We start from the raw sequence: 5665 nt of genomic DNA, 5'->3' as shown, positions 1-5665 counted from the left end.
TATTAAAGGCATCGGAAAAAGGTATGAAAGCGATGGCTGAAAAAGGGGTAGTTGGCGTGTTGCTTCCAGGAACAGCTTACTTTTTAATGGCGGAGTCGGCAAATGGTCGCAAAATGGTAGATTTGGGTGTACCGGTGGCACTGTCGACCGATTGTAATCCTGGCTCATCACCTACTGTTTCCCTGCCATTCATTATGAATTTAGGCTGTTTAAAAATGGGGATGACACCGGCAGAAGTCATTACTGCAACGACAATTAATGCTGCCCATGCCATTAATCGCGGCAAAGAAATTGGCAGTTTAGAAGTGGGTAAAAAAGCAGATATTACGATTTTTAACGTTGGGAATTATATGAAACTGCAATACTCTTATGGCGTGAATCATACCGATACAGTTGTGAAAAATGGTCAGGTGGTAGTCAGGGGAGGTCAATTAGTTGAAGAGCTTTCTCTATCCTAAGTTAAATCCTCCTAGTTTTACTTGGGTAAGACCAGATGAAGGGGCCGAGATTGCGAAGGTGCATGAATGGATCCAGCCACTAACGGCTGAGTCTGATCCTGAAAAAAGCAAGGAAGCAGACTTTGTTGTTGTTGGTGTCCCGCTTTCTCGATCATCCATTAGCGCGTCGGGTGCCTCAGAATTTCCTGAGGCGTTACGACGCTCGTGGAAGGGGTTTACTACCTATAATCTTGACGAGGATATTGATTTGTCGGAATTGACGGCAATAGATGTTGGTGATGTGCCCATGCATGTTACTGATATCAGGCGCTGCCATGACAATATCATCGCTGCATCTTTTGCTCTCCATCAGCATTTTGGAACTTCCAAAGTATGTGCGATTGGCGGTGATCATTCGATTACGGCAATGATGGTCAAAGGTTTGCATCAAGCGAAACCGGGGGAGAAAATTGGAATACTCCAGTTTGATACCCACTTTGATTTACGAGACATGTCCGATAACGGCCCGTCCAACGGGACTCCTATGCGGAACTTAATTGAGAGCGGAGTAGTTGAAGGTCGTAATATGTACAATATCGGCCTCCATGGCTTTTTTAACACAAAAGATTTGAAGAAGTATGCTGATGAAAAAGGCGTCAACTATTTTACTCTTCGTGAAACAAGAAAAAAAGGGATTGAAGAAACGGTTTCGGCATGTTTAGAGGAGTTGGCTGGCAAGGTTGATACCATTTATTTAACAGTCGATATGGATGTTCTTGATATTGCCTATGCTCCAGGGGTACCGGCCTCAACGCCGGGGGGCATGACAACGGCGGAACTTCTAGATGGGGTATTAACCGCAGCTAAGCATCCAAAAGTCAAAGCCATGGACATCGTCTGCCTTGATCCCCTAAAAGACACCCATGTCCAGCCAACAGTCAAACTAGGAACACACGTATTTCTAACCTTTTTAACAGGGGTAGCGCTACGATAAAAACCTTGGTGTCAGGCACCACAAAAAGACAATTTAGAGCCAATGTCCATACCAGGTGGATATTGGCTCTTTTTGTTTTGGTCTCTATCAATAGGTTCATTGATAAGAAAATCTCATATTATAATGTCCATTCCAAGAATATGGTTCAATCATATACTATTGTAATTCGTTTTCTACGAAGATTTTGGCAGTAATGAAAAGGTGGGATTCTGTACGAGGGGTTCAAATCGAGAATAATCTAGATGAATGGATTCCCTTTGTTACTGCATATGGAAGGAGGAAATAAAGTGGCTGCCATTCAAAAGAGTGTGGACTCTTCCAGTTTAGCTGAAGTAATTGACCGTATTTTAGATAAAGGTGTGGTTATTGACCTCTGGGCGCGTGTTTCATTAGTCGGTATTGAACTGCTGACAATCGATGCGCGAATTGTCATCGCCAGTGTAGATACATGGCTAAAATATGCAAAAGCCGTTGGACTACTTAAACATGATCATCATCATGGAGATGAGGCTGGATTAGAGGCTGCACTATAAATAGTTTGTTAAGGAGGAGCCAAGGCAGTTCTAAGCCTTGGCTTCTCTGCTGAAAAAATCACCAATGAGCAGGAGGAACCATGTTGAATCAATCAAAAAAGGATGATGAGACAGCAGGATTTGTGAAAACTGCATTTTTTGAAGATATCATTACTAGAACAATTCAATATATGCAAGCAGGATACCCTATCCATTTTGTTGGACCATCTGGTGTTGGAAAAACGAGTTTAGCTTTATATATTGCCAAACAATTTAATAGGCCTGTAACCATTATCCGTGGCCACCATGAGCTATCGAACAAAGATTTATTAGGTCAATACAATGGGATAAGCAGGAAAGAAGTAATTGATAATTATATCCACTCAGTGTACAAAAGCCAACAAGAAATAAGACCATTATGGGTTCATGGTCAACTCGTTGAGGCAGTCAAAAATGGACATATAGTAATTTATGATGAGTTTTCACGTTCCCGCCCAGATGCGAATAATATATTTTTATCATTGTTAGAAGAAAAGGTTTTGCCTATATATGGGAAAGGAAAAGAATCTTTTATCCAATGTCATCCTGACTTTTCAATAATTTTTACAAGTAATCCAGATGAATATGCCGGTACTTATCATACCCAGGATGCATTATTGGATCGATTGATTACAATTAGTCTAGATTACTGTGATACGGAAACAGAGATCGAAATTCTCCATCAGAAGACAGGATTAACTCATCAGGAAGCCAAGGAAGTGGTGAGGCTTGTTTCAAATTTAAGATCCAATGGAAAGGGATTTTGTCCGAGTCTTCGCTCGTCACTAATGATTGCAACGATTGCAAAAAAAGGAAATATCCCGATTACTTATGAAAATAAAAAATATCAGGCTCTCTGTTTGGATGTACTAACAAGACCAGTGAAGCAAATTTTACCTGAACATAGCCGCAGTACTGTTCAGGAGCTGATTTTACAGGAAATGCGAGGAAAAGGAGAACATTTATGAGTAAAAAAGGTGGGGTATACGTTTTTTGTGCGATACGGGAAAAAGAACCAAAGAAATTCGATAAGATCACCTTAAATGGCAAGGAAAATCATGTTTATACAATTCACCATCAAAATGTTGCGATGGTGGTATCAAAAGTTAAAGGAGAAGTTCTGCCTGAGCGGAATAACTTATTTGCCCATCAGCAAACCATCACAAGAGTGATGAAGGAATATAGCGTCATCCCGATGAGCTTTGGAAATGTCTTTCATTCCGAACAGGATGTTTTGCTCATAACGAAACACATGCATGATGAATTTGAAAAATTGTTTTCACAACTAGAAAACAAAATCGAGGTAGGATTGAAGGTCATTGTTAAACAAGACTGGGTGGACCAGGAAATGTTAAATGACCCCATTTTACGGGAGTGGAAAACGGGAAAAAAAGACATTTCAAATCCAGCATCTTTTTATGACCAAATCCAATTAGGGGAACTTGCCCAAAATTTTGTCCAAAAGCTTGAGAACGCAGTGGAGCAGGATATATATAGCCCATTATTGGAGCTGGCAGAAGCTGGGAAGCAAAATAACACGATACCCGGAAAAATTCTCTTGAATGCTGCCTTTTTAGTGGATCGAGAGAAGGAAGAAGTATTCGACCAAAGGGTTAATGATATATATGAAAGATGGAATGAAAAAGTGGAATTTAAATATTCGGGGCCCTGGCCAGCCTATAATTTTGTTAATATTCGATTAAGGATTGAAGGAAAATTATGATTCGTAAATTATTTACATTGCCCATTCGTTCGTTAATCAAACTCGGGGAAAAAATTCAAGAAGAGGTTGACCAAGAGCTCTACGATATTCCCTATTTACAACAACAGCTTGTCGAATTGCATATGATGTTCGAAATGGGGGAACTAGACGAAGACACCTATGTGGAACGGGAGCAGGAATTGCTTATGCGGTATAAAATAGCCAAAGAACGTGAACATAATGAGTTAATAGATGAATAGACTCATTGTTTTCTAAAGGAGGAGGCCATATGTCTCACACAAAGGTTAATACTGATTACTTATATCTTTACGGAGTTATTCTAACGGAGGAAATTCGTACGTCTGTAATTCCTAACATATTGGGCATTGATGAAAAGGTGGCGACGACGAAAATTTATAAAGATTTAGCAGCCGTTATTACCCCGGTCAATGCTCAGAATTTTTCTCAGGAACAAATTGACCTTCAGTTAAAAGATGCAGACTGGCTGAAGGAAAAAGCATTTCATCATCATGAGGTCATTTCTATTATTCATCAGCATTTCACCGTCCTTCCCATGTCTTTTTGTACTATTTTTCAAAATGAGAGCAATTTAGAAAGCTTACTTGTCGATCAATACGATGTGATTTATCAGAAACTACTTACCCTTAAAGACAAACAAGAGTGGAATTTGAAGGTATTCTGCAATCATGAAAAAGCCTTATCCTTCGTTCTACAACATAACGATGAAGTATTAGATTTAAGGGCCCAACTGGCATCGATGCCTAAAGGAAAACAATTTTTAATGAAAAAGAAGCTGGAACATTTGATTAGTTCACAGTTGGAGGTGGAGCAATCCAAATGGTGGAATGAAATCAAACAGGAATTAACATCTGTCGTTTCAGAAATAAATCTCAGGCAAAATTGGGGAAAGGAAGTAACTGAACGAAAAGATGAGATGATTGTTAATTGTGATTTCCTCATTGATCAAAGCGTCTCAAAATTGTTTATGAATAACGTCGTAACAATAGAAAAATTGTATGAGCCCTTGGGATGTACATTTCAAGTAACGGGACCTTGGCCACCTTATCATTTTTCAAGAACCACCAAGGAGATTTTGTAATGGAAAAGCATCATCTTTTTGAAAATAAAGAAATGACATTATTGGATTTATTGGATGGAATCATTGATACGGGCGTAGTTGTCACGGGAGAAATATTAATCTCTGTTGCCAATATTGATTTAATTGTCGTCGATCTTAAACTACTAATTTCTTCAATTGAAAGTGCATTTGGTACCAATGATCGTAAAAATGTTGGGGAGGCAATTGGAAATGGAACGCTTGCCACTAGACTCAAGTAAGGTAGAGCAGGGATTAGCAAAATTAGTTTTAACCATTATCGAATTGCTGCGCCAACTCATGGAACGACAAGCGATGCGACGAGTGGAAAACGATTCTCTTACCGATGAGCAATTAGAGNNGGGCCCTCTGGGGAAACTTCTATAATTGGCAGGTAAGATAGGAGAGAGATTATGCCCATAAATCATCCGACACAATCATCAAACTTGCTTGAAGTATTAGAAAAAATCCTTGACAAAGGAGTGGTCATTGCAGGGGATATTAAAATATCGTTAGCGGATGTCGACTTGTTAACTATTAAAATTAGGCTGCTGATTGCCTCTGTCGATAAGGCCAGAGAAATAGGAATGGACTGGTGGGAACAAGACCCATACTATTCTTCTAAAGGTAGATTAGCTGAAAAAGAGCATGCTTTGTTACTCGAAAGAATTAATCGAATCGAACAACTGGTTGAGCCAAAAGCACTCCCGCTTGAAGACAGTACATTACTTGAACCAATTAATGAAAATATTTTAGACCGGCCGGTTGAAAAAAAAGCAGTGCCAATGCTTGACGAGGACATAGAAATAGCAAAAGTGGAAAAAACGAAATCAAAAAAAAATGATAAAAAAAAGGATAATAAAA

General features: G+C 39.3%; 8 protein-coding genes and 2 pseudogenes. All 10 read left to right on the top strand.

The window, feature by feature from the left end; translation table 11 throughout:
• A partial coding sequence (locus V7659_RS00995) for an amidohydrolase family protein (protein ID WP_335537520.1) occupies positions 1 to 458 on the top strand: 458 nt, incomplete at its 5' end.
• Complete coding sequence (locus V7659_RS00990) at positions 436 to 1431, top strand: agmatinase family protein (protein WP_335537519.1); 996 nt, start codon at positions 436 to 438, stop codon at positions 1429 to 1431. The genes V7659_RS00995 and V7659_RS00990, both read left to right, overlap by 23 nt.
• A gap of 269 nt (positions 1432 to 1700) precedes the next feature.
• Positions 1701 to 1964: a gas vesicle structural protein GvpA gene (gene gvpA, locus V7659_RS00985; protein WP_335537523.1), complete on the top strand. Its 264-nt coding sequence runs from the start codon at positions 1701 to 1703 to the stop codon at positions 1962 to 1964.
• Positions 1965 to 2044: 80 nt separating this feature from the next.
• Positions 2045 to 2950, top strand: a complete 906-nt coding sequence (gene gvpN, locus V7659_RS00980) for a gas vesicle protein GvpN (RefSeq protein WP_335537518.1) — start codon at positions 2045 to 2047, stop codon at positions 2948 to 2950.
• Positions 2947 to 3705 (top strand): GvpL/GvpF family gas vesicle protein, encoded by a 759-nt coding sequence (locus V7659_RS00975; protein ID WP_335537517.1) that lies wholly within the window; start codon positions 2947 to 2949, stop codon positions 3703 to 3705. The genes gvpN and V7659_RS00975 overlap by 4 nt, the downstream gene beginning before the upstream one ends.
• A complete protein-coding gene (locus V7659_RS00970) occupies positions 3702 to 3944 on the top strand; it encodes a gas vesicle protein GvpG (RefSeq protein ID WP_335537516.1) in 243 nt (80 codons plus the stop codon). The genes V7659_RS00975 and V7659_RS00970 overlap by 4 nt, the downstream gene beginning before the upstream one ends.
• A 29-nt stretch (positions 3945 to 3973) precedes the next feature.
• The gene (locus tag V7659_RS00965) at positions 3974 to 4804 is read left to right on the top strand and encodes a GvpL/GvpF family gas vesicle protein (protein ID WP_335537515.1); all 831 of its coding nucleotides are present in this window, start codon (positions 3974 to 3976) and stop codon (positions 4802 to 4804) included.
• Positions 4804 to 5043: a gas vesicle protein gene (locus V7659_RS00960; protein WP_335537514.1), complete on the top strand. Its 240-nt coding sequence runs from the start codon at positions 4804 to 4806 to the stop codon at positions 5041 to 5043. The genes V7659_RS00965 and V7659_RS00960 overlap by 1 nt, the downstream gene beginning before the upstream one ends.
• Positions 4994 to 5161 (top strand): annotated as a pseudogene (gene gvpK / locus V7659_RS00955) (gas vesicle protein GvpK); the annotation flags it as partial. The gene V7659_RS00960 and the pseudogene gvpK, both read left to right, overlap by 50 nt.
• A gap of 53 nt (positions 5162 to 5214) precedes the next feature.
• Positions 5215 to 5502, top strand: a pseudogene (locus tag V7659_RS00950) (gas vesicle protein); the annotation flags it as partial.
• Positions 5503 to 5665: the final 163 nt, after the last annotated feature.

It is taken from the genome of Neobacillus drentensis (genome assembly GCF_036966985.1).
Lineage (GTDB): Bacteria > Bacillota > Bacilli > Bacillales > Cytobacillaceae > Neobacillus > Neobacillus drentensis_E.
This window is presented reverse-complemented; position numbering and strand designations above follow the sequence as displayed.

Excerpts from the sequence above, each read along its gene's own strand:
- gvpA (WP_335537523.1), top strand. The coding sequence starts at position 1,701 with ATGGAAGGAGGAAATAAAGTGGCTGCCATTCAAAAGAGTGTGGACTCT.
- gvpN (WP_335537518.1), top strand. The coding sequence starts at position 2,045 with ATGTTGAATCAATCAAAAAAGGATGATGAGACAGCAGGATTTGTGAAA.
- V7659_RS00975 (WP_335537517.1), top strand. The coding sequence starts at position 2,947 with ATGAGTAAAAAAGGTGGGGTATACGTTTTTTGTGCGATACGGGAAAAA.
- V7659_RS00970 (WP_335537516.1), top strand. The coding sequence starts at position 3,702 with ATGATTCGTAAATTATTTACATTGCCCATTCGTTCGTTAATCAAACTC.
- V7659_RS00965 (WP_335537515.1), top strand. The coding sequence starts at position 3,974 with ATGTCTCACACAAAGGTTAATACTGATTACTTATATCTTTACGGAGTT.
- V7659_RS00960 (WP_335537514.1), top strand. The coding sequence starts at position 4,804 with ATGGAAAAGCATCATCTTTTTGAAAATAAAGAAATGACATTATTGGAT.